We start from the raw sequence: 26,289 nt of genomic DNA on the forward strand, positions 1-26,289 counted from the left end.
GGAGGGGTTCCGTAGCTTGTGCAGCTGAGGAGATGCGTGCCGTGCCTGCTCCCAAGGTCTGGGTGACCGGTCTGACGGTGGGCGCGATAGCCGCCGTCGCCGCCCTCGCCGTGCAGGCCGACAAGGGCCCGCACCCGACGGCCGCGGCGGCCCGCCCGAGCGCGTCGGCGTCGCCCGGCGCGAGCCCCGCCCCGACGAAGTCCGCCGTGCCCGCCGCCGTACCGGACGACTCCGGCTCGGGACGCCGGATCGTGTACTCCCTCTCCCAGAAGCGGGTCTGGCTGGTCGACGCGAGCGACACCGCCCGCCGCACCTTCACCGTCTGGCCCGGCACCGTGAGCCCCGACCCCGGCGCCTACACGGTCTCGTCGCGCAACATGGCCACCACCGGCTCGGACGGCGTGCAGATCGAGAACATCCTCTACTTCGCCGCCAAGTCCGGCATCTCCATCGCCTTCTCCAACGCCGTGGACGGCTCCTCGCCCCCGCCCGCCGAGGGCAAGGAGACCGGCGGGATCCGCACGCGCGCGGCGGACGGTGCGGCGCTGTGGACGTTCGGGGAGACGGGCACGGCGGTGACCGTGGTCAGGTAGCAGTCCTCCGCGCCCGACTGCATCTTTCGATGTACCGCGGGATCGACTTCGCTCATGACGATCCGGGCCGTGACAGCCGTGACGATGAGTCCATGACGCAGCACATGGACGAGCGGGCCCCGCGGACCACGTCGGCGACCTCGCCCACCGGACGACGGCTCCCCCTCCTCGACGTACTGCGCGGGGCGGCCATCCTGGGCACGCTCATGACGAACGTATGGATCTTCACCGGCCCGGGAGGCGAGTGGGGAGCCCTGCTGTCCGGGTCGTCCGCGGGCGCCGTCGAAGCCACGTTCGGTGTGCTGGCGAACGGCAAGTTCCTGTCGCTGCTGACGATCCTGTTCGGGGTCGGACTGGCCATCCAGTACGCCTCGGCCGCGCGCCGCGGGCAGCCCTGGCCGGGGCGCTACCGGTGGCGGGCGCTGTTCCTGTTCGGCGAGGGGACGGTGCACTTCGTCCTGGTCTTCGCCTGGGACGTACTCATGGGATACGCGGTCACCGCACTCGTCGTCGCCTGGCTGCTGAACCGCTCGGAGCGGGCGCGGCGGCGGGTGATGTGGTGGGCGGCGGGCATCCATCTGACGCTGATGGCACTGTTCACGGCGGCCCTGGCGCTGACCGGCGACGAAGCGGACGGCGACACCGCCGTCTCCCGCGAGGTCGTGGACCTGTACGCCCACGGCGGCTACCCGGACCAGATCGCCTTCCGCCTGGAGAACGCGATCGCGCTGCGCATGGAACCGGTGCTGACCTTCTTCCTCCTGCTCTTCCTCTTCCTCCTCGGCGTACGGCTGTTCCGGGCGGGCGCGTTCGGCGCGGACGAGACGGGCCGCCGGCTGCGCTCCCGCCTCCTGCTGTGGGGCGTGGGCCTCGGCCTGCCGCTCAACGTGGCGGCGACCCTGGCCGGCCAGGAGTTCTTCTTCCTGGCCCGGTACGTCACCGCCCCGCTGCTGGCCCTCGGGTACATCGGGCTGATCGGCGCCGTGGTGGACCGGGTACGACGCCCCGGCCCCCTGATGACGGGCCTCACCTCGGTCGGCCGGACCGCCCTGTCCGGCTACGTCCTGCAGAACGTGCTCTGCGTACTGGTCTCGTACGGCATCGGACTGGGCCTGGCGGAACGGCTCCGGGACTCGGGCCCCTGGTGGGTGGTGGGCCTGTGGGCCACGGTCTGCGCGGTGCTGATGGTGGGCTCCACGCTGTGGCTGCGGCGCTTTGCGGCAGGGCCCCTGGAGGCGGTCCAGAAGTGGGCCCTGCGCCGCTGAGCGGGTCAGGTGTCGCTCTCGCGCACCGCCTGACCGAACGGCAGGTGATTGACGATCAGCACGACACCGCTGAACAGGAACACCCGGGTCGCGGCGTCCAGACCGTTCCAGTCCCCCGACTGCCACATCGAGAACCACTCCCCGCCGATCGCGATGAACCCGGCGCCGAACAGCAGCATCAGCATCAGCAGGCCATAGGTGGAGAAACGGCGGGCCCGGGCGTCGTCACGACGGAACCACAGCCAGGTGCCGTATATCAGCACGAGCGCGGCGACGGTCTCCCAGACGATGATCGCGACGTACGCCGCGTCCTGAAGTCCCTTGCTGGTGACGGCTCTCCACATCAGATCGTCGTCCTTGAACGTCGTGTCCATCGCCAGGACATGCCGCACGAACTGCTGGTTCGTACCGAAGTCGGTGATGTTGCCGAAGGCGACGAGGCTGATGTAGAGGGCGACGGCCGCGGTGAGGAGGGTGGTGGTGAGGTGGAGGGGGGTGCGTGGGGGTGTGGTCGACATGGTGGTCATCTTTCCCGGTGGGCGGGTTCACCACGTGCGCATTGAGCCAGCCAATACGGGATCTACATGGCCTGCATGTGAAGCGGTGGGTTACTGGGCCCGGGCCTGCGCCGAGCGGGACCCGACGCAGGCCCTCACCGAGATCCGTGCGATCAGGGAGGCTGCCGAGGCGGAGGCCGGCACCTCCGGCTTTTGACGTCGTACGACTGAAACCGCACCATCCGGGATCACTTCCGTCACATCCGGCATACCGATCCACCCCCTGAACCGACCGTCCCCGGTCGATTACAGTGGCGAACTGTCGTACGGACGGTCACTGCCGCGGGGAGGTCTTGGTGGGTGCGACAGCCGGCGCCGTCTGGGGCCGTACCGAGCAGCAGGACTTCCGTAGCCGGGTGCGTGGGACGCTGCTCGGCGTGGCGGTCGGGGATGCCCTCGGGGCGCCCGTGGACGGGCTCGGGCTGGAGGAGATCCGGGAGCAGTACGGTGCCGAGGGCGTCGTCGATCTGGGGTTCGGGTACGGGCGGCGCGGCGCCGTGACCCATCTGACGCAGCTCACCCTCTTCTCCGTCGACGGGTTGATACGGGCCCAGGTGAGAAGGGACACCGGGGCCTGGCATCCGCCCACCGACCTGCACCGGGCCTATCTGCGGTGGGCCGCCACCCAGCGGGACTGGGGGCCCGACGAGCGCCGTAAGGACGACGGGTGGCTGGCCCGGGAGGAGTGGCTGTACGCCCGGCGGGATCCGACCCGCGCGCTTCTCATCGGCCTCGGCGACGACACCATGGGCACGCTGGAGTCGCCCAAGAACGGCGCCGAGCTCGGGCCGGAGGCCACCGCCCGTTCCGCGCCCTTCGGGCTGCTCGTGGGATGGGAGCCACAGCTCGTGGTGCAGCTCGCCGTGGAGTGCGCGACGCAGACCCACGGTCACCCCATCGCCTACCTGTCGGCCGGCGCGTACGCCGTCATCGTGCACGGGCTGGCCTGCGGGGAGAGCCTCGACGGCGCCGTGCAGCGATCGCTCGCGCTGCTCGCCGTACGGCCCGGACACGAGCCCGTGTCGGACGCGTTGCAGCATGCGCTGGGCGCCGTACGGCAGGGCATGCCCACCCCGGCGCGGGTGGAGGAACTCGCGGCCGACGGCTCGGCGGACGGGCTGCTCGCGGCCGCCGTGTACTGCGCCCTGGTGGGGGAGGACGTCCGGCACGGGCTCTGCCTCGCCGTGAACCATGACGGGCCCTCCGCCGCCGCGGCCGCCCTCACCGGCGGGCTGCTCGGCGCCCTGCACGGCGAGACCGCCCTGCCTCCGGCCTGGCTGGCCGAACTCGAGGGCCGTCCCACCATGCTCGAACTCGCCGACGACTTCGCCATGGAGATGACCCAGGGGCCGGCCCTGCACAGCCCGGCGGGTGCGTCACCGGCGTGGCTGGCGCGCTATCCGCGGGGATGACCCCGTCCCGGGGCTGGTGACGGACATCACAGGGACGGGATGAGGCGGGCGGACAGGGCGGAGTGTGGACCCTTCCCTACGCGCCCGGATCCGGGCCGGTGACCCCGAGGCCTTCGCCGAGCTGTTCTCGGCCCACGCGCAGGCCCTCTACGGTCACGCCGCCCGGTTGACCGGTGACCGCGGCGCCGCCGAGGACGCGGTGTCGCTGACGTTCCTGGAGGCCTGGCGGCTGCGCGACCGGCTCAGACCCGAGCCCCCCGACCCCGACGAGGGCGACGGACTGCGGCCCTGGCTGTACGGCATCGCCACCAACGTGCTGCGCAACTCCCGCCGCGCCGCCCGCCGGCACAGCGCCGCCCTCGCCCGGCTCCCGGACCGGCGTACCGACCGCGAGACCGTGCCGGACTTCGCCGACGAGGTCGTCGGCCGTATGGAGGACGCCGAGCGGCTCGCGGCCGCCCGTGCGGCGCTGCGCCGGCTGCGCAGAAACGAGCGTGAGGTGTTCGCGCTGTGCGTCTGGTCGGGCCTGAGCTACGCGGCCGCCGCCGACGCCCTCGGCGTCCCCGTCAGCACCGTGCGCTCCCGCCTCGCCCGTGCCCGACAGCGGCTGCGGCGGCTGGCCGAGGCGGAGCTGAGAAGAACTCCGGGACGCACTCCCGCCGCCGGACAGGAACCGGGTGGCCGCGGCGAGCGGCCCGGTCGGAACAGGAGAAGTGCCGATGAACCCCACCGAGCGTGAAGAACTGGCCCGGCTGCTGCCGAGCCCGGGTGAACCGGTCCTGCCGAACGACCGCCGGACCGTCCTGAGGGATCACCTGATGCGCGAGCTCACATCGAGCCCCGGCAACAGCAGCAGCAGCAACAACAACCGCAACCGCACACGCGCCCGTCGGCGCCTCGTCGCCGTGGCCGTCCCCCTCGCCACCGCAGCCGCCGTCACCGCCACCGCCCTCCTCGGCGGATCCGGCGGCCGCCCCGCCCCCGACCAGGAGGCCGTCGACCTGCTGAACCGCATCGCCGCGGTCGCCGCCGCCCGGCCCACCACCCCCGTCCGCGACGACCAGTACGTCTACGTCGCCACCCAGGGCACCCAGGACATGGAGGAGTACGGCGTCAACACCCTGCGCCGCGAGGACTGGCAGCCCGTCGACGGCAAGCGGTCCGGACTCGCCCGGATCAAGGTCCTCTCCGGCCCGAACCCCTTCCACCAGAACGGCGACATGAAGCTGGGCCGCGACCCGAACGTCACCTACTACCGCGAGCTGGAGGCCCTGCCGACCGACCCGCAGAAGCTGTACCGGAAGATCTGGGACGGCACCGAGGGACAGGGGCCGACGCACGAGGCGGCCGCGCTCGAGGAGATCGGCGCGATGCTGCCCTCGGCGACGCTGCTGCCCGAGCTGAACGCCGCCCTCTACCGCGCCGCCGCGAGGATCCCCGGCGTCTCGGTGGTCCGCGACGCCGAGGACATCGCCGGGCGCGAGGGCGTCGGACTCACCTTCAACGACCGCGACGACCAGGACACATGGGTCTTCGACAAGAAGTCCCTGAAGTTCCTCGGCACCGACGAACAGGCGCTGCTGGGCGTCGGAATCGCCGACAGGATCGGTGTGGCACCGAGGCACTGACGGGGGCGAATCCCGGTCACGGTGTACGAGGCGGAGCCCACCTCCAGGAGCTCCTGTTCTTTTTTTGGGGGGGGACCGATGAGCCGGTGACCGCCGCCGCCCCGGGACCCCTCCCGGACTCCGGCGTCTAGCCTCGCCCCCACCGACACACGCCTCAGGGGGACGGCCATGGCGAGTCCGGCGAGCAAGGTCAGCCTGCTTCCGCGGGACATCGGCAGCCTCAGCCGCACGGTGCCGCCGGGCCTGCCGGGCACGCTCCATGTGCTCGGCGCGAACGGCGGCATGAGCGTGGCGCCGGACGCGGACTTCACCCTGCTGTTCGGGCGCAACGAGCCCGAGGTCCACGTCTGCGTCGGCGCGGGCGACACCCGCGTCAGCCGGCGGCAGGGCCTGATCGTGCGGGAGTCCGCCCGCTGGGTGCTGCACAACACCGGCGGTCTGCCCATCCGCTTCCCCGGGTCGCGGCTGGTGCTCGGCGGGGGCCGGGCGCGTCTGTCGGCCGGGTTCACACCGCTGTTCGTCGTATCGCCGCGGCAGGAGCATCTGCTGGAGGTCCGGATCACGGCGTCGGCACCGGCCCGCAGCCGCTCCAGGCGCGAGGAGGAGACGCGCCACGAGGCACGGGAGCTGTCGGCCGAGGAGAAACTGGTGCTCGTCTGCCTGGCGCAGCGCTACCTGCGGCTCGAACCGTATCCGCAGCCCCTGGCGTGGGCCCAGGTCGCCTTCGAACTGGGCGAGTTGCAGCCGGAGCGGCACTGGAGTCCCAAGCGCGCCGCGCACATCGTCGCCAAGGTGCGCAGACGCCTCGGCAGGGAGTACGGCGTCCCCGGGCTCCTGGAGGAAGAGGTCCCCCAGCCGGTCGGGAACACCCTGAACCACAACCTCATCACCGACCTGCTGATCACCACCACGATCGGCAGGTCGGACCTGCGCCTGCTCGGCGGATGACCCGCTCGGGAGGGGTCCCGAACACCCGCTGGTACTCAGGAACCGTCAACTCGTGGGGCAGGTGCGGCACTCGCGCCGAGAGGGCCGGCAAGGGGGACAGGGGATGGCGACGCACTCGCTGACGTACGACCCCGTGGTCGACGGTCAGCCGCTGCCGCGGGTCCGCCTGCTCAGCCCGCTGCGGACGCCGCCGCCGGGCAGGGCGCTGGTGCTGGTGCCGGACACCGGGCCGGCGCTGACGATCCGGCCGGGGGACCAGGTGCCGGACGCGCGGTACGGCGTGTACCAGGGGATGTTCATGGTGGACACCACCGAGCACCCGCTGGTCCTCGACCTGTGGCTGGCCGGGCGGGAGACGGCCGACTCGTTCCACTGCCGGGTGGAGCTGATGTGCCAGGTCACCGACCCCGCCGCGGTGGTGGCCCGGGGCGTCCGCGACATGGGCGCCGCCTGGCACGGGCCCGCCCACGAGCGGTTGCGGGACGTGGCCCGCCGGTACGGCGCCGAGCAGCTCCGCAGGGCGGAGGACGCGCTGAACGCCGCGCTGCGGGACTTCACGGGCGACGCGGCCGTCCGGCTGTACGGCGCACGCGCCGAACTGAGCGTCCAGCGGGGGCCGTTGGACACGACCGGCAGAAGCCGGGTGCGCGGTGCGTCTCGGCGTGACCGGTCCGCAGAGGAGACGACGGCACCGGGCGGCCCCGAGGTGCTGCGCGGCGAGGTGCTGTCCCGCAAGGAGGAGCCGCTGCTGCGCAGGCCCAGCAGAGTGCGGGGCACCGGAACGACAGGTGACCGGTGCCGCGAGGGCGGAGGGCGGGTGACCGGGCCGTGATCATCCCGCCGAAGCCCACCCGTCCGCCGGACCGCTCGGGGCCCGCCCGACCCGGCCATCTGACCTGGTCCGCCGCCGACGGACGGCTCATGGCCCTCGCCGTGTGGACGGAACGCCGCCCCGGCCACGGCGAGGACGCCGAACCGCTCGCGGCCCATCACCGGCCCACCGGAGACGGACTGCTCGCCGTCTTCGACGGCTCGGGCGGCTCCGGAGCGGCCCCCGCCTGGCGCGCCCCCGACGGCGCCACCCACACCGGCGCCTGGGTCGGCGCCCGGATCGCGAGGCTGGCCGCGGAGTGCTGGTTCCAGGGCGTCGTCGCCGCCAAGGAGCCGGACACCCCCGAGCGGCTGACGTACTGCCTGCGGGCGGTCCTGGACGCGGCGCCCACGACGACGGCACGGAGCAAGGTCACCGGCTCCATGCGCCGCCTGCTGCCCACCACCATGGCCGCGATCCGCTACCGGGCCGGCGACGACGGCGTGCGCTGGCAGGCCGTCTGGGCCGGCGACTCACGGTCGTACGCCCTGCTCCCCGGCAGCGGACTGCACGCGCTCACCCGGGACGACACCCACGAGGACGACACCCTGGAGCAGCTCCGCCAGGACCCGCCGATGACGAACGTCATCTGCGCCGACCGCCCCTTCGACCTGTCCGCCCGGCAGGGGGAGTTCCACGAGCCCTGCGTCCTGCTGGCCGCCACCGACGGCTTCTTCGGCTACGTCCACACGCCCGCGCAGTTCGAGTGCGTCCTGCTCGACACGCTCGCGCGGTCCAAGAGCGCGGGCGAATGGGCCGAGCTGCTGCGCCGGGCGATCGAGCCGGTCACGGCCGACGACGCGTCACTGTCGCTGGTGGCGGTGGGATTCGCCGACTTCGCGGAGCTGCGCGGGGCCTTCGCCGAGCGCCGCGACAGCGTCGTACGCGCCGGGTATCTCGACGTTCCGCCGGCCGACGACCCCGACGCGGTGCGCCGCTGGCAGGACCGGACGTGGCAGTCCTACCGACACGCATACGAGAAGTTCATGCCGGGGGTGCGCGAGTGAAGCGGGGCGATGTCATCGGGGGATACCGGGTCGTCACCGAGCCGACCAACGCCGGCGGCGGCAAATGCGTATGGGCCTTCGCCGAGAAGGACGGCAAGGAGTACTTCCTCAAACGCTTCCTGGAACCCAAGCGTCCCCGGGAGGGCTCCGGCGGCAGCGCCGCGAGCCGGCGGATCCGGCTGGAGACCTGCCGTGAGTTCGAGGAGCGGCACCGGAGCATCATGAAGCTGCTGCGCCCCGACGCCAGCGGCGCGGGCAACCTGGTGCTCGCCACGGACTTCTTCCACGCCGGCAGCACCTACTACAAGGTGACCGAGCGCATCGACACCGCCAGCCTGGAGGAGCCGCAGTCACTGGGCCCCAAGCAGAAGGCGGTGCTGCTGCGGACGCTGGCGACCAGCCTGCGGCTGCTGCACGACATCGAGGTGGTGCACGGCGACCTCAAGCCGGCCAACGTCCTCGTCCAGAAGCGGGAAGGCGCCGCCTTCCACACGGCGAAGCTGATCGACTTCGACGACTCGTATCTCTCCGGCCGGCCGCCGGAGCGGGACGACGTCGCGGGCGACTCGCTGTACGGCGCGCCGGAGTGGCGGCGCTATGTGCAGGGCGACGAGTCCGTCGACAGTACGGATCTGACGACGGCCGTGGACGTGTTCGCGCTGGGCCTGATGACCCACACCTATCTGACCGGGTCACTGCCCGCCTACGACGGCCGGTTCGGCTCCCCGGCGGACGCGGTCAACGCGGCCGAGCCGCTGGTCGCCGACGACCGGCTCGGCACCGCGACACAGGACCTGATCACGGCCATGACGGCCGCCGAGGCCAAGGACCGCCCCACCGTCGCCGACTTCCTGGCCGCACTCAAGGACCCCGAGGCCTGCACCCTGCACGCCACACCGCAGCCACGCCCGCTGCGCAGGAGCCGGGTCCAGTTCAACCCGCCGGACCGCTCCGGGAAGGCGCCCGCCCCCGGGAGCGACGACCCGCCGGCCAGGTCCAGGGTCCGGATCAACCTCGGTCACCACCGAGAGGGCCACCCCGGCAACCGATCCACCCCGTAACCGAGAGGAACGCCCATGACCACGGAGATCGAGAAGTACCACGGGAACCTCCAGTACGCCGTCGACATCGTGATGTGCATCGACGCCACGGGCAGCATGAATCCCGTGCTGGACATCGTGAAGAACAGCTCGTTGCAGTTCCATCAGCGGCTGGGCGAGGTGATGGCGCGCAAGAGCAAGGAGATCAGCCAGCTCCGTCTGAAGGTCATCGCCTTCCGGGACTTCGGCGACGACCCCTCCGACGCGATCGAGCAGACGGACTTCCTGCGGCTGCCCCAACAGGTCGGCGAGTTCGAGAAGTTCGTCCGCGGCCTGCGGGCGACCGGCGGCGGGGACATCCCCGAGTCCGGACTGGAGGCGCTGGCCCTGGCGATCAACTCCCCCTGGGAGACCGGCCTGGATAGGCGGCGCCACGTCATCGTCATGTTCACCGACGCGCCCGCCCATCCGCTGGGCACGGTCGGCGCCTCCGCGCAGACGTATCCGCGCGGCATTCCGCGCAGCATGGACGACCTCTTCGAGCAGTGGGGGTACGCCCGCAGCCAGACGGCGGTGATGGAGCAGTCGGCGAAGCGGCTGGTGCTGTTCGCGCCGGAGGAGGAGCCGTGGAAGGAGGCCATCGGGGAGGAGTGGGACCTCACCCTGCACTTCCCGTCCAGGGCGGGGGAGGGCCTGGAGGAGTTCGAGATGGACGAGATCATCGAGACGATCGCGAACAGCCTGTGAGCTTCCAGCTGCGCGGCGCGGGCACCCGGCTCGACCTCGACCGGGGATGGCTGGTCGTCACCTGGGGCCGCGCCGACCGCCCCCTCGGCCAGCTGGCCGTGCCGCCCGGGTGCTGTGTCTCGATACGCGGCCGGTCCGTGGCGCCGGAGGGCAGCCTGTGCCTGGCGTTCCGGTTCCGGCCCGCGGGCGAGAGCGGGGCCGATGTGACGGCGGAGATCGTCGTCGGCCCGGCCGGGGCGGAACGGGCCTGGCAGTTCGCGCTGGAGTTCGCCCGCGAGTACGGCGTCCAGGACCTCTCCGCCTCCTGGTGGGACGTCCAACCGTCCGCCGCCGAGCGGGAGGAGAGCGGGCGGGACTGGCTCAGCGCCCCCGTCTCACCGGAGACCCACGTGCTGTTCCGCACGGTCATGGCCCGCCTGACCGTCGCGGACACGTGATCCGAGGGAGCCATGATGACCGGGCCGACGTGGCGGTGCTCGGACTGCGACACCTACAACGATGCCGCGGTGCGCGTGTGCGACCTCTGCGAGACACCGCGGCGCGAGGCGACGGCGCCAAGGGCCGCGTCCGGGGCCGCGTCCGGGCCGAAGAGCGGGGAACCGAGGAAGCCGCCGGTCAAGAAGCCACCGGTCAAGAAGCCGCCGGTCAAGAAGCCACCGGCCCGCACGGGCACTGGCGCCACCGGTTCCCGCTCGGTCCTGTCGGAACTGGACTGGGTGTGCGCCGCTTGCGGCCACCGTGTGGCGGGGCGGATCAACTGCGATGCCTGCGGCACGCTCTGGACACCCGAAGTGACGACGATCGTGCACGGGGATCCGCTGTACGGGAGCTTCCGGCTCCCGTCGTCCCCGCCGGACGACCTCGTGGACTCGCTCCTCCCGAAGCCGACCCCCAGGGAACCCACCCGGGGAGAGGTGGCCGCGGGCTGCGGATGCCTGCTCTTCCTCGCGTCCGTCGTCGTCACCCTGATCGTGCTGCTGATCCTCAACTGGTCGACGGTGACCTCGTTCCTGACGGGCTCCGACTCCTCGGAGGGCTCCGCGAAACCGTCCCCGACGGTCTCCGCGAGCGGCCCCTGCCCGAAGGAGCTGGCCGCGATGCTGCCGAAGGGGTCGGCGTCGGGCGCCCGCCTGGTCGCGGCCTACAGCAGGGACAACGTGAAGGACCGATACGCCTTCTGCCGTACGGAGGCGGGGAAGGTCTACTACTTCTTCGCCAAGAGGGCCGGTGAGCGGTACGGCAGGCCCACGGCGGCGGAGAAGTCCGGAACCGGATACCTGGTGCGCTTCTCCAACAGCAGTTTCCGGTTCCGGGACCTGGAGGTGACGGCCTACGACAAGGGCGGCAAGGAGCTCTGGAAGGAGGAGCTGACCCCCGAGGCCTCCGCCGACTGACGGCCGCGGCCTAGTCCTTCGCCGCGCGCGTCCCCACCGCGTCCTCCATCGGCTCCCCGGGCGCCGGCACCGCGGCCGCCGCGGCCCCGTCGCCGTCGGTGTTGATGCGCTCGACGATCGCGAGCCGCTCCGGGGTGTCCTCCGGCTTGATGAAGCCGATGAGGATGTACAGGACCAGTGAGACCGCCAGCGGGATGGAGACCTGGTACTGCAGCGGCACCCCGCCCTCGATCTGCCAACTGATCGGGTAGTTGACCAGCCAGAAGGCGAGCAGGCCCATCGACCAGCTCACGAGGGCGGCGGTCGGGCCGGAGCGGCGGAACGGGCGGAGCAGGCCCAGCATCATCGGGATCGCCATCGGGCCCATCAGACCGGCGACCCATTTGATGACGACCGTGATGATGTCCTTGAACGTGGGGGAGTTGACCTGCGTCGCCGCCGCCATGGACAGGCCGAGGAAGACGACGGTGGCGATCCGGGCGACCCGCAGCCCCTGCCCCTCGGTCCAGGTCCGCGCCCGGCGCCAGATCACCGGCGCGCAGTCCCGGGTGAACACGGCCGCGATGGCGTTGGCGTCGGAGGAGCACATGGCCATGGTGTGCGAGAAGAAGCCGACGATGACCAGACCCAGCAGGCCGTGCGGCAGGAGCTGTTCGGTCATCAGGCCGTAGGAGTCGGAGCCGTCCGGCTTCTGCGACTCGACCAGCAGCGGCGACATCCACATCGGGAAGAACAGGACCACCGGCCAGACCAGCCACAGCAGCGCCGACAGCCGCGCCGAGCGCTCGGCCTCGTACGGGGTGGCCGTGGCCATGTAGCGCTGGGCCTGGTTGAGCATGCCGCCGTTGTACTCGAAGAGCTTGATGAAGAGGAAGGCGAGCAGGAACACGGTCCCGTACGGCCCGACCAGCGGCTCACCGTGGCCCTGCAGCTCCGGCTCGTCCCAGGCGCCGAGGAAACCGATGCCCTTGTCGTTCAGCTTCAGGATCACCGCGACGAACATCGCGACGCCGGCCAGCAACTGGATGACGAACTGCCCGAGTTCGGTGAGCGCGTCCGCCCACAGGCCGCCGATGGTGCAGTAAATGGCGGTGATGCCGCCGGTGATCAGGATGCCCTGGTTCAGGCTGACGCCCGTGAAGACCGACAGCAGCGTCGCGATCGCGGCCCACTTCGCGCCCACGTCCACGATCTTCAGCAGCATGCCGGACCAGGCCAGCGCCTGCTGGGTCTTGAGGTCGTAGCGGTTCTTCAGGTACTCCAGCGGGGAGGCCACATGGAGGCGGGAGCGCAGCCGGTTGATGCGCGGCGCGAACAGCTTCGAGCCGATGGCGATGCCGAGCGCGATGGGGAAGGACCAGGTGACGAAGGACGTGACGCCGTAGGTGTAGGCGATGCCCGCGTACCCGGTGAACATCACCGCGCTGTATCCGGACATGTGATGCGAGATGCCGGACAGCCACCAGGGCATCTTGCCGCCGGCGGTGAAGAAGTCGCTGACGTTGTCCACCCGTTTGTGCGACCAGACACCGATCGCCACCATCACGCCGAAGTAGCCGATGAGCACGGCCCAGTCGAGACCGTTCATGTGCGTCCTCCCAGGGTTCAGCCCGGCGCTCATCGTGGGCGCTGTCGCGTGAACACGACAAGTGAGCGTCGGGTCAAGGGGAGGTAAAAGTATTCGGCATGATGGTCTGCGTTCACCTACCTGAACGTCATCGCATCAGCTCCCCGGCGTTGACCAGCAGTGACTGTCCGGTGATGGCCCGCGCCAGGTCCGACGCGAGGAACACGGCCGCGCCCGCCACATCCCCGTCCGTGGCCAGCTCGGGCAGCGCCATCCGCCCCGTCAGCCGCTTGAGCACGTCCGCCTCCGGTACGCCCTCGGTCTGCGCCGTGAGCCGCACGAACGCCTGCACCGGAGGCCCCCACATCCAGCCCGGCAGCACGGTGTTGACCCGGATCCGGTGCGGGCCGAGCTCCCGGGCCAGGGAGTACATCGCGCTGGTGAGGGCGCCCTTGGAGGCGGCGTAGGCGGCCTGGCGCACCTGGGAGGGCGCGGCCACGGCGGATTGCGTGCCGATGAACACCACCGAGCCCCCGCCGCCCTCCTTCAGTGCCGGAAGACAGGCCCGGGTCATCCGCAGCGAGCCCAGCAGATTGACGTCGATCACCGACTGCCAGGTGGTGAAGTCGGCGTCCTCCAGGCCCCCGAAGTAGGAGTCCCGGGCGGCCACATGCACGACCCCGTCGATCCCGCCGAACCGCTCCCGGGCCAGCGCGGCCAGCGCCTCGCACTGCCCCTCGTCGGTGATGTCGGTCGCCCGGTACGCCGTGTGCGCCCCGGCGGGATCGATCTCGGCCGCGCACTTGGCCAGGTTGGCCTGCGTGCGCGCCCCCAGCACGGCGTTCCCGCCGCCTTGTACGACCGCCGCCGCGACCTGATGACCGAGCCCGGCGCCCACTCCGGAGACGACGACGGTCTTGCCGCTGAGCAGTGACATGGGGGCCTCCCTGGTTGAAGCCTGCGACGCGCACCTGGCGATTTATCTGACGGGGCGTCAGAGTATGGGCGTCCGAGGGAGGAAGGAAGGGAACGGCATGAGCGAGGACACCCGCAGCGGGACGTACGCCGAACTGGCCGCCGTGGGCCCGTACGGAGTCCACCCGGGCCACGCCCTGATCACCATGGTGGAACCGCACCCGGGTCACGAGTACGCCTACAACCGCTGGTACGAGGACGACCACTACTACGCCGGCGCGATGGCGATGCCCTGGATGTTCGCGGGCCGCCGCTGGGTGGCGACCAGGGACCTTCAACTGCTGCGCTACCCGGAGAAGTCGGCGATCGCCCAGCCGGTCACCGCGGGCTGCTACATCTCGACGTACTGGATCACCGCCGGCCGCTACGACGACCACATGCGCTGGACGGTGGCCATCAACAAGCGCCTCAACCGCGACGCCCGGGTCTACCAGGACCGCACCCATGTCTTCACGGCGTTCCAGGACCACGAGGCGACGGTGTACCGCGACGGCGCGGCGGGCCCCCGCGACTTCCACGCCCTGGACCACCCCTACGCGGGACTGGTGGTGCAGGTCGTCGACGCCGACTCGCCGGAGCAGCGAGCCGAACTGCTGGAGTGGCTGCGCGCGAAGTACCTCCCCAGGCGCCTGGCGGCGGGTTCCCCGGCCGCGCTGGTGACGATCTTCCGGCCGACGCCCCTGCCCCTCGACCGCATGTCGTACGTCAAGCAGGTCGAGGGCGTCGACACCCGCCTGACGCTGCTGTGGTTCCTCCAGACGGATCCGAGGGAGTGCTGGGAGGACGCCTTCACAGGTCTGGACACCGCCGTGGAGGAGGCCGGACTGGGGCGGGTGGAGCTGGTGGCGCCGTTCGTTCCCACGGTCCCGGGCACGGACCGCTATGTGGCGGAGCTGCGCTGAGCGCGGACACGGCCGAGCCCTCTCGGCAAGGACGGCGGACTGGTCGAGAGGGCTCTACCTGTGGTGCTTGTGCAGTTGTTGAGCGCGAAGTCGGTTGCGGCTGAGGGACCAGACAGACCCGCTCCTTACGCCTTCACCGACGCCACGAAGGTGTTCCACGCCTTCGCGGGGAACGCCAGGACCGGGCCCTCGGGAACCTTGGAGTCCCGCACCGCCATGGCCGCCGTGACCGGTGACTTGACCTCGACGCACGCGCCGTTTCCTGTGGAGTACGAGGACTTGGTCCACGTGTCCGTGGAACCCTGACGAATTGCCATGTTTGCTCCGAATTGCCAGATGTTGAGTTGCTGTCACCGCCCCGCGCGTCCGGACCGGATCCCGCGGCACGATTCACGCCAACCTGTCTTGCTGGATGGCGTGATCGACGCTACTCGCCAACATCGGCTGACGAAGCGACTATTCACTCGGGTGGGTGCATATTCCAGAGGACTCTTCCATTCCGACCGGGAGACGGTGTACCGTGCGGCGCTTCCTGGTCGGGACGGGCGGCTCAGTGCGCGCTCAGCGCGCGTACTCCTTGGCGATGTCCGCGATGAACTGGCGTGACTGGTCCACGTTCAGGGCCTGCGCCCGCAGGTGCTCGTACATCACGCTGTACTTCTGGACGTCGTTGGCCTTCTCCAGGTACAGGTCGCTGGTGACACCCTCGATGTAGACGACGCTGGAGTCGGCCGCGTCCGGGAACTCCAGGATCGCGTACTGGCCGTTGAGGCCCGGGTGCGCGCCCATGTCGAAGGGGATCACCTGCACGGTGACATGCGGCAACTGGGACTGCTCGACGAGCTGTTCCAACTGGTCGCGCATCAGGGAGCGGTTGCCGACGACCCGGCGCAGGGCCGCCTCGTCCATGACGGTCCACAGGCGCAGCGGGTTCTCCGCGGTGGAGATTCGTTCCTGTCGGCGCATGCGCACCTGGACCCGCTTCTCGATCTCGCCCTGCGCCGTCTCCGGCAACGCCCCGGCGATCAGGGCCTGCGCGTACTGCGGGGTCTGCAACAGCCCGGGAACGACCTGCGGGTCGTACACCCGCAGACTCGCGGCATCGGTCTCCAGCCCGATATAGACGCTGTACGGGATATCGCCGAACGAATGCCACCACCCCTGCTGGCGGCTGTCCTTGGCCATCTGCATCAGCGAATCCACGATCCGGTGGTCCTCCACCTCGTAGACCCCGCACAGATCGCGTACGTCGCGCTGGCTGATGCTGCGCCGCCCGTTCTCCAGCCGGCTGATCTTCGACTGCGACACCAGCAGCCGCTCGGCCACCTCCTCGGCCGTCATGCCCTTGAGCTCGCGGAGCCGGCGCAGCTCCTGGCCCAGCCGGCGTCGCCTGACGGTGGGATTGACATTGGACGCCACGGGACGCGCACCTCCGGCTGCCTGCCTTGTGATTGCAACTTTGCGTATCTGCTGTTGAGCAGACTGCCACCAAGGTGCTTACTACCGCTGGGAAACGGTGGATATGCGCTGGATACCCGCCAGTTCGGCGTCTGCCCGGGCACATGCCGCCGCGCGGGGCGGCGGGACCGGTGTCGTCGTCCGGACGTACGGTCCCGTCACCCCGCGCGGACCAGCGGCTCCCGTACCGGTCTCGGTGACTGCGGTGCGGCGCTGTGCGTGGCGTGCGTGTGGTGCGTGTGGTGCGGGTCGAGCAGCCGGCGCGCGTGCTGCGTGCGCGCCGGATCCTGTTGCCGCGGGCCGTGGGACTGCGGCTCAGTGGGCCACGACTCGCGCCATGGATCCGCGACGCGGCTGGGCCGGAACCCCACGGGCGGGTTCCGCTGCGGCCCTGCCTCCGGCGGCGGCCTGGCGGCCGGCCGGGGCCGGGCTGCGACGCGGCTGGGCCGCCGCGCCGTTCTGGACGTCCATCACGGCGTGCGCGACGAGACCGCCCATGGGGTCGTGCCTGATCAGATCCCGCAACCGGGACCGAGAGGACCGCCCCTCGTTCCCCGGATACAGGTGCTTGCCGAGGCCGACCGCGTGCGCCAGGGCGGCGAGTGCCGCGGTCCGTGGGTCCGGCGGTACGCCGGTGCGGATCGCGGAATCCAGCCGGGCCCTGATCTCCCGGCTGATGGCGTTGTCCGTCGCCTGGTAACGAGTCGTCGGCAACACTCCGCACATCTGACCGGCGACGGCGTGCACCATGCCGCACCTCTCCAGATGTGAGAGATAGGTCTGGCGAAGCCCCAGCCGGGGCCCGCCGATCCAGTGGACGGCACGCACCGGAGCGCCGCGCCTTCGCAGCAACTCCAACGCGCAGTCCAATGTCGGATCTCCAGTCGGCCGTGGTACGACCACGGCGATACGATCCCCGTCAGGGGCTATCCGTCCGGCCAGCGCCAGCTCCACTAGCTGTGCTCCGGCCAGACCGAGGTCGAGCGACTGCGGCTGTGCAGTGGTACCCGTGGCCGGGTCCAGTGCCAGCAGCAGAAGCTCCTCCGGAAGTGTTCTGCGGCTCCTGCCCATCCATGCCTCCCCGCGTGGATGAATGACAGGGTGACCCCTCTCACATTGGTCTGTCGAGGGTGCGTGACCGGTTCGTGAGGGAACCGGTAGGTATGTCGTTCTCGTCTACCGCATGAGTTGAGGGCCGCGCACAGGACACTGGTACATGGTTCGGGCAGCGGCACGGGGGGTCGTGCGGGCACGGTGTCCGGGCGACGGCTCACGGTTCGGCAGACGCACGGAGGGCGTGCGGCACATGGAGGAGGCATCGGTGGCGGGCGAGTCCCCCGACAGGTCGAAGCAGCGCGAGTCGTCGGCAGAACCGACGTCGGGGAGCGCGGTTCCGGTTCCAGATCCCACCCCCGAACCCAAGGGCGACCCACGCCTTGCGGTGGCGCGGGAGACATCGCGGGGCGGCGTCGACACGGCGACGCGCGTGCTGTCCCGGGGCGAACTGGAGGCGGTACGGGCGCGGATGGACGCCGCCGGGCATGCGAACGCCGGCGCCGGGCAGACGAAGGCTGTGGCCGAGAGCAGCGAGGGTGCGCAGGCGCGGACGGACGCCGAGGACGGCGCCGAGACGGAGAGCGACGACGTGGCCGAGTCGAGCAGGAACGACCCCGAGGCCACGTCGAGTGACGACCGCCTGAAGGCGGCGGTGGCGGCGTGGGTGGCCTCCGCGGACACGGACGGGTCCGACGAGGAGAAGAGCGCTGAGGCACCCTCCGACACCGACACCGACGCCGACACCGACGCCGTGACCGAGGAGAGTGCTACGGCGCCCTCCGGCACCGAAGGTGTGGCCGAGGAGAGTGCTACGGCGCCCTCCGGCACCGACGACGACCCGGCCGAGCCCACCGAGGCGTCCACGTCCGATGCCGACGCGGCCCCCGAGGACGCCGGCGCCGGCATAGACCAGGCCGCCGAGGCAGCCGACACCGACGAGACCGGCCCCGACGCGGGCACGAACGCCGGTCGCACCGACGCGGACCAGGACGAGGCCCCGAAGAGCGCCGCGGACGACGACACGGCCACCGAGCCCGCCGACTCGGACGCCACCAGCGCCGCAGGGGAGGACGCGTCCGCCGAGCCCACCGACACGGGCGAAGCCACGACCCCCGCCGACGCCGATGGGGCCCGGCAGGAGGCACCCACAGCCGACGATGGCGAGGACGCCCCGCAGCCGGCACCCGCCGCCGCTGACGCCGAGGAAGCCCGACGGGGTTCACCCGCACGCGGCGACGGCGAGACGGCCCGGGGCGAGGGCGAGGACGCCCCGCAGGGGACATCCGCCTCCGGCGGCACCGCGGACGCACCCGCCGACGGCGACGGAGCCCCGCAGGGGGCACCCGCCCCCGGCGACACCGAGGGCGCCCCCCAGGACGCACCCGCACCCGCCGACGGTGTTGACCCCCCACAGGGGCCACCCGCACCCGGCGACGAGAGTCGCACGGGTGGTGCGGGTGGGAAATCCTCGGCGGGCGAAGGCGGAGCCGAGGCCGTCGATCAGGCCACCGCCGTCTTCAAGGCGGTACGGCCGCCCGCCAAGCCCGCCGTCGATCAGCCGACCACCATGCTGAAGGCCCCCAGGCCCGACGCCGAGGCCCCCGCCGAGCGCACCAGCAAGTTCGTCGCGCTCAAGCCCGACATCCGCGAGGACACGGCGCCGCCCAATGCGCCGCAGGCACCGCAGGCGCCGCAGACCCCGCAGGGCCCCACGCCCGACGTCACCGCCGCCGTGCCCCAGATCGGCCCCGAGCGGACCACGCAGCAGCCGCTGCCGCCCAAGCCGCCGCTCGACCTGCTCGCCGAGCTGACGAACACCCCGCCGCCCCCGGACACCGCCGTGCGGACCGTCATCCGGCGGATCAAGATCTGGACGCCCCTGGCGGTGCTGCTCGCGATCGTCTTCGCGGTCGTGCAGTCGGTGCGCCCGCTCCCGACCCCCACCCTCGACCTCACCGCGAAGGACACCTACACCTTCGAGGGCGGCAAGATCGACATCCCCTGGCCCGCCGCGGGCCAGGCCGCGCTCGACGTCGACGGCATCGGCACCTTCGGCTCCTCCGGCGACCAGAAGCCCGTCCCGATCGCCAGCGTCGCCAAGGTCATGACCGCGTACGTCATCCTGCGCGACCACGCCCTCAAGAGCGGCGCCGAGGGTCCGAAGATCGAGATCGATCAGGCCGCCGAGGACCAGGCGGACGCCGGCCAGGAGTCGACCGTCGACGTGACCAAGGGCGACAGGATCACCCAGCGCGAGGCCCTGGAGAGCATCCTCATCGCATCCGCGAACAACGTGGCCCGTCTGCTGGCCCGCTGGGACGCCGGTTCGGAGAAGGCGTTCGTCGAGAAGATGAACGCCGCCGCCGAGGACCTCGGCATGACGAACACGACGTACACCGACCCCTCCGGCCTGAACAACACCACCGTCAGCACGGCCGTGGACCAGGTGAAGCTGGCCAAGGCGGCGATGAAGCAGCCCGCCTTCCGCGAGGTCGCCGCGATGATGTCGTACGACGACTACAAGGGCGTCAACCACTCCAACTGGAACCAGCTCGTCGGCCGCAACAACGTCGTCGGCATCAAGACCGGCACCACCACCTCCGCCCTCGGCAACCTGGTGTTCGCCGCGAAGAAGGAGATCGGCGGCGAGACCCGCACCATCGTCGGCGCCGTCGTCCGCCAGCCCGCCGGCGGCACGGACAACACCATCCTCAGCGCCGCCCTCACCGGCGGCGACCAGCTCATCCGCGCCGCCCAGGACGCCCTGCAGTCGGCGACCATCCTGAAGAAGGGCGACGTCGTCGGGTACGTGGACGACGGTCTCGGCGGCCGCACCGCGGTCGTCGCCACCAAGGACGTCAAGGCGGTCGGCTGGTCCGGCCTGAAGGTGAAGCTGACCTTCGCCTCCGACGAGGTGCCGCACACCGCGAAGGCCGGCACCCAGGTGGGCACGCTCACCGTCGGTGACGGCACCAGCGGCGCGGTGAAGATTCCGGTCGCCCTCCAGACGGAACTCACCGAACCGGGCTTCACGGACAAGCTGACCCGCATCGGCTGACCCGGAGGCAACGCGAGAGGCCGCACCGCAGCCCGCCGACGGCGCCCGTCGGCGGGCTGCGTGCTAGCGTCACGAAACGGGCAGGTCGTCGCTCACAAGGCGCGGCCGGAGAACCTTCAGGGTCTGGGCCGGCAACACGCGGGAAACGGGACGCGGCCAGAACAGCAGAAGACGGGACAGTACGGGGAGTGCCTCACAAGTGGCCACTGCGGAGCCGACACGCGCCGACGACGCCGATCCGGGACGAGGAGCCGGTCCGCGAATACGCGTGCCCGCGCCGCGTTCGGGAGACGATCGAAGCCGTATGGAGGAAGGACCGCCCTCCCGTCTGAAGGCCGCCGTCCACACCGTGCGTGAGCGTCTCCTGCGGCACCCGGTGCTGTCCGTCACGGCGCTGGCCGGGCTGCTCCACGTCATCTGGTTCTTCACGTTCGCAAGCAGCGGCGGCGATCTCGCGGCCCAGGACGCCTGGGCCGAGTTCGTCGGCCGGCACCCCGACTCGGCCTACAACCTGGCCTGGTACGGCGGTATGCACCCGGTGTCGTACAGCGTGGTGTCGCCGTATCTGATGTCGGTCCTCGGCGTCCGTACCACGATGATGATCGCGGGGACCGTCTCCGCGGGCCTGCTGACGCTGATCCTGCTGCGCAGCCGGGCGGTGCGGAACCCGCTGTGGGCCGCGCTCGCCGGGGTCTTCGGGCTGATCGCCAACGCGGTCTCCGGACGGGTGACCTTCGGCCTGGGCACGATGTTCGCGCTGGGCGCGGTCGCCGTCGTGTACTGCTGGCCGTACCGCTGGCGCTACAAGCGCTGGGCGAAGGCGCTGTGCGCGGCCCCGCTGGCCGCCCTCGCCACCATGGCGTCGCCGGTCGCGGGGCTGTTCGTGGGCTTCGTGGCGGTGGCGCTGTTCCTGCAGAAGCGGCGGCCGGGCGCCTGGGCGCTGGGTCTTGCGCCGTCGGCGGTGGTAGCGCTGTCGGCGTGGCTGTTCCCGTTCTCGGGCACCCAGCCGATGGTGATCGGCTCGGTGCTCCTGCCGCTGCTGATGTCGGTCGCCGTGTTCTTCCTGGTGCCCGAGGAGTGGAAGTCGGTCCGGCTGGTGGCCGCGGTCTACGGCGTCTCCGTGGTCCTGGTCTGGGTGATCAGCTCGCAGATCGGCTCCAACATCACGCGGCTGGCGATGTTGTTCGCTGGCACCACGCTGGTGGCGGCCCTGCCGTTCGCGGTGCCGCGCTCGCGCAAGTGGTACGCGGGCGTGCTGGCCCTGCTCACCTTCGCCGGCTGGATCGGCTACAAGACGGTCGACGACGTCATGCACGCCGCCCCGGAGGCGTCCTGGGCGCGTGAGCTGGCGCCGCTGGTCAACGAGCTCCAGGAGGTCGGCGCCGAGAAGGGCCGGGTGGAGGTCGTACCGGTCCGCTCCCACCGCGAGGCCGCCGCCCTCGCGCCGTACTACAACCTGGCCCGCGGCTGGAATCGCCAGGCCGACATGAAGCGCAACCCGCTCTTCTACGACGACACCCTCAACTCCGCGAACTACCACGAGTGGCTCAAGCGCTGGGCGGTGCACTTCGTGGTGCTGCCCAAGGACGAGCCGGACCCCTCGGCGGCGGAGCGGGAGCGGGAGCTGGTGCAGCGCGGCATGCCGTATCTGCGGCAGGTGTGGGGCGACGCCAACTGGCAGCTGTTCAAGGTGACCAACCCGGCGCCGCTCGCCGAGCCGAACGCCGTCGTGGACCGGGCCGAGCAGGGCGAGATGACGATGCGGGTGAGCAAGCCGGGCCGCATCCTCATCCGCATCCCCTACTCGCCCTGGCTGAGCATCGTCGACGCCGAGGGCAAGAAGCTCGACCCGCCCGAGGAGACGCAGGCGTCCAAGGACCGCCCCGACGGCGAGCCGAAGACGTACGACAACGTCAACGGCTGTCTGACGGAGACCGAGGAGGACGCCTTCGGCGACCAGTGGACGATGCTGGTGGCCCCGAAGGCCGGCACGTACCACCTGGCGGCGCCGTACGACGTGCCGCGCGGTACCCCGTGCCCGGAGGAGCTGCGCCAGGGGTGAGACCTGGCGCAGCCGGGGCCGCCGGTCCGGTCACCTCACCTCACGGGGAACGCCACATCGCACACCGGGTCCTCGGCGCCCGCCGCCTCCCAGTCCGCGAAGTACACCTCGCGGCACGGGCCGGCCTGCCACAGCCCCTGCTGCGGGATCCACTCCTCCACCGCCTCGAAGGCGGCCAGGATCTGCGGATGGGCGACCTGGGCCTTGGTGATGCGGGTGTAGGCGAGCCGGTGGGCCGGCTCCACGCGCACCTTCGTGTCCCGGGCGCGGCCCTGCCGCTCGACCCAGGCCCGGGCCGCGGCCTCGTCGGCCACCGGCACACAGGACTCGGCCGGTCCGTCGCTCTCCATCGACACGTCGGAGTGGTACACGACGAACGGTGCCGCGGTGATGCCGCCGCACTCCCGTGCCCCCTCCTCCAGCCGGCCCAGTGACGCGCCGATCCACGCCGGCAGCTCGCCCGCCAGCACATGGCGCGTCTCGGTGATCAGCACCTGCTCGGGCACGTCCACCGTCGCGACTTCGAACTTTCCGTACATCTCGGAGCTCCTCCCCGACAGTCGTTCACGGAGGTACTCGGCGAGTGCCCGCTGCCCCGCCACCCGCGCCTCGACGTCCGCCCAGTACGCGGTGAGCCGGTCGGCGGCCGTGGCCCCGTCCGGGGCCTCGACGACCTCGGCGACCCGCGCGAGCGGCATGTCGAGCTGGCGCAGGAGTGCCACCAGGCGGGCGCGTTCGATCTGGTCGACGCGGTAGTAGCGGTAGCCGTTGAACTCGTCGACGTGCGCGGGGGCCAGCAGCCCCAGGCGGTCGTACAGGCGCAGCGCCTTGGCCGAGAGCCTGGCGCGCGCGGCGAACGCGCCGATGGTCAGCAGTTCGTCGTCCACGGCCCTCTCCTCCGTCGCCGGGCGGACCGTTCCGCCCGGCGACAAGGACGTTCAGCCCTGCCCCAGGGGCAAGGTCAACCGCCGGCTACGCCAGCTGGCTCTCGACGGCGGCCACGAGCTCCGCGGCCTCCGGCTCGGTCTGCGGGGAGAAGCGGGCGACGACGGTGCCGTCGCGGCCGATCAGGAACTTCTCGAAGTTCCAGCGGATGTCGCCGCTGTGCCCCTCGGCGTCCGCGAACCCGACGAGCCGCTCGTACAGCGGGTGCCGGCCCGCGCCGTTCACCTCGACCTTCTCGGTCATCGGGAAGGTCACGCCATACGTCGCCGAGCAGAACTCGGCGATCTCCTCGGCGCTGCCCGGCTCCTGGCCGAGGAACTGGTTGCAGGGCACGCCGAGCACGGTGAAGCCACGCTCCGCGTAGCGCTCCTGGAGCTTCTCCAGGCCGGTGTACTGCGGGGTGAGGCCGCACTTGGAGGCGACGTTCACGACGAGCACCGCCTGGCCGGCGTACTGGGAGAGGTTCGCGGAGCCGCCCTTGAGGGCGTCGATCTCGACGTCGAGGACAGATGCGTTGGTGTCAGCAGTCATGAGCGGATGCTAGCTCCGGCCAATGCAGGGCCCGCGATCCGGCCCCGCCGCCTCCACGAGCACCTCGGCACGCGCGGTGCCGAGCGGGGCGCTGGCGCAGGGGTAGGCCAGGGCGGGTACCGGTTGGCCTCCGCCTCCCACGACACCCAGCCGCCCCGGCTCACCTGCGCGGTCCGCGCGACCACGTCGGCCTCCAGGACGTGCCGGCGCCGGTCCCGGTCCGGTCGTACGGTCTCGGTCCAGACGTACTCGAGCAGCGCGGCCGCCCGCTCGGGCAGGTCGCCCCGGTCCAGTACGGCGGGCAGCGGCCCGGCGAGGGAGACGGTCAAGGGGCGCGGGCCCGGCCGGGGTCGGTTTTCGCGTGGCGCGCGGGGGATGGCCAAAACATCACGGTGCGTCAGTCGTTTCCGCGCCAACTCGCCCGTGTTCAAGGGGAGTTCACTAGGTTGGTTGCAGATTTGATCACCGGCGACGCTTCGCATCGATCCCCAGGAGGCCACCGTGCCCGACTCCGACACCCCCATCGGCGCCACCGCCCGGACACGGCCCCGGATCGACACCTCCAAGCCCCACTCGGCCCGCTTCTGGAACTACTTCGTCGGCGGCAAGGACCACTACGAGGTCGACCGGCGGATCGGGGACGAGATCAAGGAGATCTTCCCGGGCCTGGTCGACGTGGCCGTCACCAGCCGCCTCTTCCTGGGCCGAGCCGTACGCCATCTGGCCGGCGAGGCGGGCATCCGGCAGTTCCTGGACATCGGCACCGGACTGCCGACCGCCGACAACACCCACGAGGTGGCCCAGCGCGTGGCACCGGACGCCCGGATCGTGTACGTCGACAACGACCCCATCGTGCTGGCCCACGCGAGCGCCCTGCTCACCAGCACGCCCGAGGGCATGACGACGTACCTGGACGCCGACCTCTACGACCCAGAGGCCGTCCTGGAGGCCGCCGCGGGCACGCTCGACCTCTCCCGTCCGGTCGCCCTGATGATCCTCAACACCCTCGGCCATGTCGCCGACCACGACCAGGCCCGCGACCTGGTGCGCCGCCTCCTGGCCGGCCTCCCCTCCGGCAGCCACCTGGTGATCAGCGACAGCACGGCAACCAGCGAGGGCATGATCGCCGCGTCGGAGGCGTACAACGCCAGCGGCGCGGTGCCGTACCACGTGCGCAGCATCGGCGAGATCGCCGCCTTCTTCGACGGCCTGGACCTGGTGGACCCGGGCATCGTGCAGGTGCCCGAGTGGCGCCCCGACGCCCATGGCCCTACGGATCCGGCGACGGCCGCGGTCGACGCCTACTGCGGGGTGGGCCGCAAGCCCTGAGTCACGCTCCGGGCCGGTTCACCTCCCTTGTTCCACGTACTCCTTGAACTGCTCCAGATCACCGCGCACCAGCCGCTCGATCGCGGTCGCCTGGGCGAACCCCTTGGGCCCGCCGAAGGTGTCCCGGACCGTGCCGGGGTCGTACTCCAGCCGCGCCTGGACCCGGGTGTGACCGTCGTCGATCGCCAGCAGCGAGAAGGATCCCGCCAGCTCGGGATCGCCCGTGGTCCGCCACTCCAGCACACGTTCCCCCGCCCGGTCGGAGACCTCGGCCTCGACCTCCCGCGCCCGCCCGCCGGCCTCGACATCCAGCCGTGCCCGACCGCTCCCCTCCGCGCGGGCCTCGCTCACCCCCGCCAGGAAGCGCGGATAGTTCTCCACCCGGTGCAGGCCGTCCCACGCCCGGTCGATCGGAACTCCGACGTCCACATGTTCTTCGAGGGTGCTCATGGCCCACCTCCACGTCCGGCTCATGAAGCCATGCCCTTGTGTTTCCAGTGTGCGCCCGGGGCCTGGCCGGCGCGTGCGTTCCGTCGTTGCACGGCCACGGCGGCCGGGAGCAGCACACCGCGCACGAGGGGTCGCGTAGCCGATGCCCTCGAGCTTTTGTCGAGAGTCGCGGGAAGCGCGACGTCGCGCCCCCTAGGGGGTGCGGGGAGAAGACTCAGGGCTGTCCCGGTCGGTGGCGTACGAAGGTGGCGTAGGCGAACCCCTCGCCCGCGCGTGGCGCCCGGGTCCAGGACCGGGTGGTGAAGGTGTGGAGTCTGCCCTGGGTCAGCGCGAAGCGGGGGAGTGAGAGCCCGAGTTCGGTGTGCAGGGCCTCCAACACGCGGCGCTCGCCGTCCGGTTCCCCGTCCTGCGGCCGGAACAGCCGTGCGGGGTCAAGGTTCTCGGGTATCGCGCCGGAGCGCTGGGCACCGACAGAGGGGCTCTGACCTGCGGTG

The 26,289-nt window shown here is 71.4% G+C and carries 26 protein-coding genes and 1 pseudogene; 16 read left to right on the forward strand and 11 right to left on the reverse strand.

Annotation, left to right across the window (positions count from 1 at the left end; all coding sequences use genetic code 11):
- Positions 1-32: 32 nt before the first annotated feature.
- Together IM697_RS04555 and IM697_RS04560 are read left to right on the forward strand one after the other, a co-directional pair.
- The gene (locus tag IM697_RS04555) at positions 33-593 is read left to right on the forward strand and encodes a hypothetical protein (protein ID WP_194044970.1); all 561 of its coding nucleotides are present in this window, start codon (positions 33-35) and stop codon (positions 591-593) included.
- Between the two features lie 92 nt (positions 594-685).
- A complete protein-coding gene (locus IM697_RS04560; protein WP_194044972.1) occupies positions 686-1,858 on the forward strand; it encodes a DUF418 domain-containing protein in 1,173 nt (390 codons plus the stop codon).
- A gap of 5 nt (positions 1,859-1,863) precedes the next feature.
- On the opposite strand, the gene IM697_RS04565 is transcribed toward IM697_RS04560, so the two are convergent.
- Entirely contained in the window at positions 1,864-2,376 is a 513-nt protein-coding gene (locus IM697_RS04565; RefSeq protein ID WP_194044974.1) for a DUF2165 domain-containing protein, read from the reverse strand.
- 335 nt (positions 2,377-2,711) lie between these two features.
- Here IM697_RS04565 and IM697_RS04570 point away from each other — a divergent pair, with 335 nt between their 5' ends.
- From IM697_RS04570 to IM697_RS04615, 10 genes are all read left to right on the forward strand, one after another.
- Positions 2,712-3,827: an ADP-ribosylglycohydrolase family protein gene (locus tag IM697_RS04570; protein WP_194044976.1), complete on the forward strand. Its 1,116-nt coding sequence runs from the start codon at positions 2,712-2,714 to the stop codon at positions 3,825-3,827.
- A 64-nt stretch (positions 3,828-3,891) separates the two neighbouring features.
- On the forward strand, positions 3,892-4,566 hold the full coding sequence (locus IM697_RS04575) for an RNA polymerase sigma factor (protein WP_194044978.1): 675 nt from the start codon (positions 3,892-3,894) through the stop codon (positions 4,564-4,566).
- Positions 4,547-5,455: a CU044_5270 family protein gene (locus IM697_RS04580; protein WP_194044980.1), complete on the forward strand. Its 909-nt coding sequence runs from the start codon at positions 4,547-4,549 to the stop codon at positions 5,453-5,455. The genes IM697_RS04575 and IM697_RS04580 overlap by 20 nt, the downstream gene beginning before the upstream one ends.
- A gap of 168 nt (positions 5,456-5,623) precedes the next feature.
- The gene (locus IM697_RS04585) at positions 5,624-6,403 is read left to right on the forward strand and encodes a hypothetical protein (RefSeq protein ID WP_194044982.1); all 780 of its coding nucleotides are present in this window, start codon (positions 5,624-5,626) and stop codon (positions 6,401-6,403) included.
- 103 nt (positions 6,404-6,506) lie between these two features.
- On the forward strand, positions 6,507-7,235 hold the full coding sequence (locus IM697_RS04590) for a hypothetical protein (RefSeq protein WP_194044984.1): 729 nt from the start codon (positions 6,507-6,509) through the stop codon (positions 7,233-7,235).
- Positions 7,232-8,281 carry a serine/threonine protein phosphatase gene (locus IM697_RS04595; RefSeq protein ID WP_228044500.1) on the forward strand — a complete coding sequence of 350 codons (1,050 nt, stop codon included), beginning with the start codon at positions 7,232-7,234 and terminating at the stop codon, positions 8,279-8,281. The genes IM697_RS04590 and IM697_RS04595 overlap by 4 nt, the downstream gene beginning before the upstream one ends.
- The gene (locus IM697_RS04600; protein WP_194044986.1) at positions 8,278-9,342 is read left to right on the forward strand and encodes a protein kinase domain-containing protein; all 1,065 of its coding nucleotides are present in this window, start codon (positions 8,278-8,280) and stop codon (positions 9,340-9,342) included. Before IM697_RS04595 ends, IM697_RS04600 begins: the two co-directional genes overlap by 4 nt.
- A 15-nt stretch (positions 9,343-9,357) precedes the next feature.
- The gene (locus IM697_RS04605; protein WP_194044988.1) at positions 9,358-10,068 is read left to right on the forward strand and encodes a vWA domain-containing protein; all 711 of its coding nucleotides are present in this window, start codon (positions 9,358-9,360) and stop codon (positions 10,066-10,068) included.
- A complete protein-coding gene (locus IM697_RS04610) occupies positions 10,065-10,505 on the forward strand; it encodes a hypothetical protein (RefSeq protein ID WP_194044991.1) in 441 nt (146 codons plus the stop codon). The genes IM697_RS04605 and IM697_RS04610 overlap by 4 nt, the downstream gene beginning before the upstream one ends.
- A 15-nt stretch (positions 10,506-10,520) precedes the next feature.
- Positions 10,521-11,462, forward strand: coding sequence for a hypothetical protein (locus IM697_RS04615; RefSeq protein ID WP_194044993.1), 942 nt, complete (start codon positions 10,521-10,523; stop codon positions 11,460-11,462).
- A 10-nt stretch (positions 11,463-11,472) separates the two neighbouring features.
- Here IM697_RS04615 and IM697_RS04620 read toward each other — a convergent pair whose 3' ends face one another.
- Positions 11,473-13,050, reverse strand: coding sequence for a sodium:solute symporter family protein (locus tag IM697_RS04620; RefSeq protein WP_194044995.1), 1,578 nt, complete (start codon positions 13,048-13,050; stop codon positions 11,473-11,475).
- Between the two features lie 127 nt (positions 13,051-13,177).
- Positions 13,178-13,966 (reverse strand): SDR family oxidoreductase, encoded by a 789-nt coding sequence (locus IM697_RS04625; protein ID WP_194044997.1) that lies wholly within the window; start codon positions 13,964-13,966, stop codon positions 13,178-13,180.
- A 97-nt stretch (positions 13,967-14,063) separates the two neighbouring features.
- On the opposite strand from IM697_RS04625, the gene IM697_RS04630 reads away from it, so the two are divergent.
- Entirely contained in the window at positions 14,064-14,906 is an 843-nt protein-coding gene (locus IM697_RS04630) for a hypothetical protein (RefSeq protein WP_194044999.1), read from the forward strand.
- Between the two features lie 125 nt (positions 14,907-15,031).
- Here IM697_RS04630 and IM697_RS04635 read toward each other — a convergent pair whose 3' ends face one another.
- The 3 genes from IM697_RS04635 to IM697_RS04645 form a co-directional block, all read right to left on the reverse strand.
- Entirely contained in the window at positions 15,032-15,223 is a 192-nt protein-coding gene (locus IM697_RS04635; protein WP_194045001.1) for a DUF397 domain-containing protein, read from the reverse strand.
- Positions 15,224-15,467: 244 nt separating this feature from the next.
- On the reverse strand, positions 15,468-16,325 hold the full coding sequence (locus IM697_RS04640) for a helix-turn-helix domain-containing protein (protein WP_194045003.1): 858 nt from the start codon (positions 16,323-16,325) through the stop codon (positions 15,468-15,470).
- A 354-nt stretch (positions 16,326-16,679) separates the two neighbouring features.
- The gene (locus IM697_RS04645; protein WP_194045005.1) at positions 16,680-17,435 is read right to left on the reverse strand and encodes a GOLPH3/VPS74 family protein; all 756 of its coding nucleotides are present in this window, start codon (positions 17,433-17,435) and stop codon (positions 16,680-16,682) included.
- A 235-nt stretch (positions 17,436-17,670) separates the two neighbouring features.
- On the opposite strand from IM697_RS04645, the gene IM697_RS04650 reads away from it, so the two are divergent.
- Positions 17,671-20,478, forward strand: coding sequence for a D-alanyl-D-alanine carboxypeptidase (locus IM697_RS04650; RefSeq protein WP_194045007.1), 2,808 nt, complete (start codon positions 17,671-17,673; stop codon positions 20,476-20,478).
- A 199-nt stretch (positions 20,479-20,677) separates the two neighbouring features.
- Entirely contained in the window at positions 20,678-22,540 is a 1,863-nt protein-coding gene (locus tag IM697_RS04655; protein WP_194045009.1) for an MFS transporter, read from the forward strand.
- 35 nt (positions 22,541-22,575) lie between these two features.
- On the opposite strand, the gene IM697_RS04660 is transcribed toward IM697_RS04655, so the two are convergent.
- The 3 genes and pseudogenes from IM697_RS04660 to IM697_RS44480 all read right to left on the reverse strand — a co-directional run.
- Positions 22,576-23,427 carry a MerR family transcriptional regulator gene (locus IM697_RS04660; RefSeq protein ID WP_194045010.1) on the reverse strand — a complete coding sequence of 284 codons (852 nt, stop codon included), beginning with the start codon at positions 23,425-23,427 and terminating at the stop codon, positions 22,576-22,578.
- Positions 23,428-23,512: 85 nt separating this feature from the next.
- The gene (locus tag IM697_RS04665) at positions 23,513-24,016 is read right to left on the reverse strand and encodes a glutathione peroxidase (RefSeq protein ID WP_228044501.1); all 504 of its coding nucleotides are present in this window, start codon (positions 24,014-24,016) and stop codon (positions 23,513-23,515) included.
- 140 nt (positions 24,017-24,156) lie between these two features.
- Positions 24,157-24,345: pseudogene (locus tag IM697_RS44480) on the reverse strand (transcriptional regulator); the annotation flags it as partial.
- Between the two features lie 172 nt (positions 24,346-24,517).
- On the opposite strand from IM697_RS44480, the gene IM697_RS04670 reads away from it, so the two are divergent.
- A complete protein-coding gene (locus IM697_RS04670; RefSeq protein WP_194045012.1) occupies positions 24,518-25,345 on the forward strand; it encodes an SAM-dependent methyltransferase in 828 nt (275 codons plus the stop codon).
- Positions 25,346-25,363: 18 nt separating this feature from the next.
- Here IM697_RS04670 and IM697_RS04675 read toward each other — a convergent pair whose 3' ends face one another.
- Both IM697_RS04675 and IM697_RS04680 read right to left on the reverse strand, forming a co-directional pair.
- Positions 25,364-25,795: an SRPBCC family protein gene (locus IM697_RS04675; protein ID WP_194045013.1), complete on the reverse strand. Its 432-nt coding sequence runs from the start codon at positions 25,793-25,795 to the stop codon at positions 25,364-25,366.
- A 214-nt stretch (positions 25,796-26,009) separates the two neighbouring features.
- Positions 26,010-26,174, reverse strand: a complete 165-nt coding sequence (locus tag IM697_RS04680) for a hypothetical protein (RefSeq protein ID WP_407699605.1) — start codon at positions 26,172-26,174, stop codon at positions 26,010-26,012.
- Between the last annotated feature and the right edge of the window lie 115 nt (positions 26,175-26,289).

The organism is Streptomyces ferrugineus (assembly GCF_015160855.1).
Taxonomy (GTDB): domain Bacteria; phylum Actinomycetota; class Actinomycetes; order Streptomycetales; family Streptomycetaceae; genus Streptomyces; species Streptomyces ferrugineus.

Excerpts from the sequence above, each read along its gene's own strand:
- IM697_RS04565 (WP_194044974.1), bottom strand. The coding sequence starts at position 2,376 with ATGTCGACCACACCCCCACGCACCCCCCTCCACCTCACCACCACCCTC.
- IM697_RS04675 (WP_194045013.1), bottom strand. The coding sequence starts at position 25,795 with ATGAGCACCCTCGAAGAACATGTGGACGTCGGAGTTCCGATCGACCGG.
- IM697_RS04555 (WP_194044970.1), top strand. The coding sequence starts at position 33 with ATGCGTGCCGTGCCTGCTCCCAAGGTCTGGGTGACCGGTCTGACGGTG.
- IM697_RS04665 (WP_228044501.1), bottom strand. The coding sequence starts at position 24,016 with ATGACTGCTGACACCAACGCATCTGTCCTCGACGTCGAGATCGACGCC.
- IM697_RS04585 (WP_194044982.1), top strand. The coding sequence starts at position 5,624 with ATGGCGAGTCCGGCGAGCAAGGTCAGCCTGCTTCCGCGGGACATCGGC.
- IM697_RS04625 (WP_194044997.1), bottom strand. The coding sequence starts at position 13,966 with ATGTCACTGCTCAGCGGCAAGACCGTCGTCGTCTCCGGAGTGGGCGCC.
- IM697_RS04590 (WP_194044984.1), top strand. The coding sequence starts at position 6,507 with ATGGCGACGCACTCGCTGACGTACGACCCCGTGGTCGACGGTCAGCCG.
- IM697_RS04650 (WP_194045007.1), top strand. The coding sequence starts at position 17,671 with ATGGAGGAGGCATCGGTGGCGGGCGAGTCCCCCGACAGGTCGAAGCAG.
- IM697_RS04635 (WP_194045001.1), bottom strand. The coding sequence starts at position 15,223 with ATGGCAATTCGTCAGGGTTCCACGGACACGTGGACCAAGTCCTCGTAC.
- IM697_RS04645 (WP_194045005.1), bottom strand. The coding sequence starts at position 17,435 with ATGGGCAGGAGCCGCAGAACACTTCCGGAGGAGCTTCTGCTGCTGGCA.
- IM697_RS04620 (WP_194044995.1), bottom strand. The coding sequence starts at position 13,050 with ATGAACGGTCTCGACTGGGCCGTGCTCATCGGCTACTTCGGCGTGATG.
- IM697_RS04605 (WP_194044988.1), top strand. The coding sequence starts at position 9,358 with ATGACCACGGAGATCGAGAAGTACCACGGGAACCTCCAGTACGCCGTC.
- IM697_RS04615 (WP_194044993.1), top strand. The coding sequence starts at position 10,521 with ATGACCGGGCCGACGTGGCGGTGCTCGGACTGCGACACCTACAACGAT.
- IM697_RS04580 (WP_194044980.1), top strand. The coding sequence starts at position 4,547 with ATGAACCCCACCGAGCGTGAAGAACTGGCCCGGCTGCTGCCGAGCCCG.
- IM697_RS04630 (WP_194044999.1), top strand. The coding sequence starts at position 14,064 with ATGAGCGAGGACACCCGCAGCGGGACGTACGCCGAACTGGCCGCCGTG.
- IM697_RS04560 (WP_194044972.1), top strand. The coding sequence starts at position 686 with ATGACGCAGCACATGGACGAGCGGGCCCCGCGGACCACGTCGGCGACC.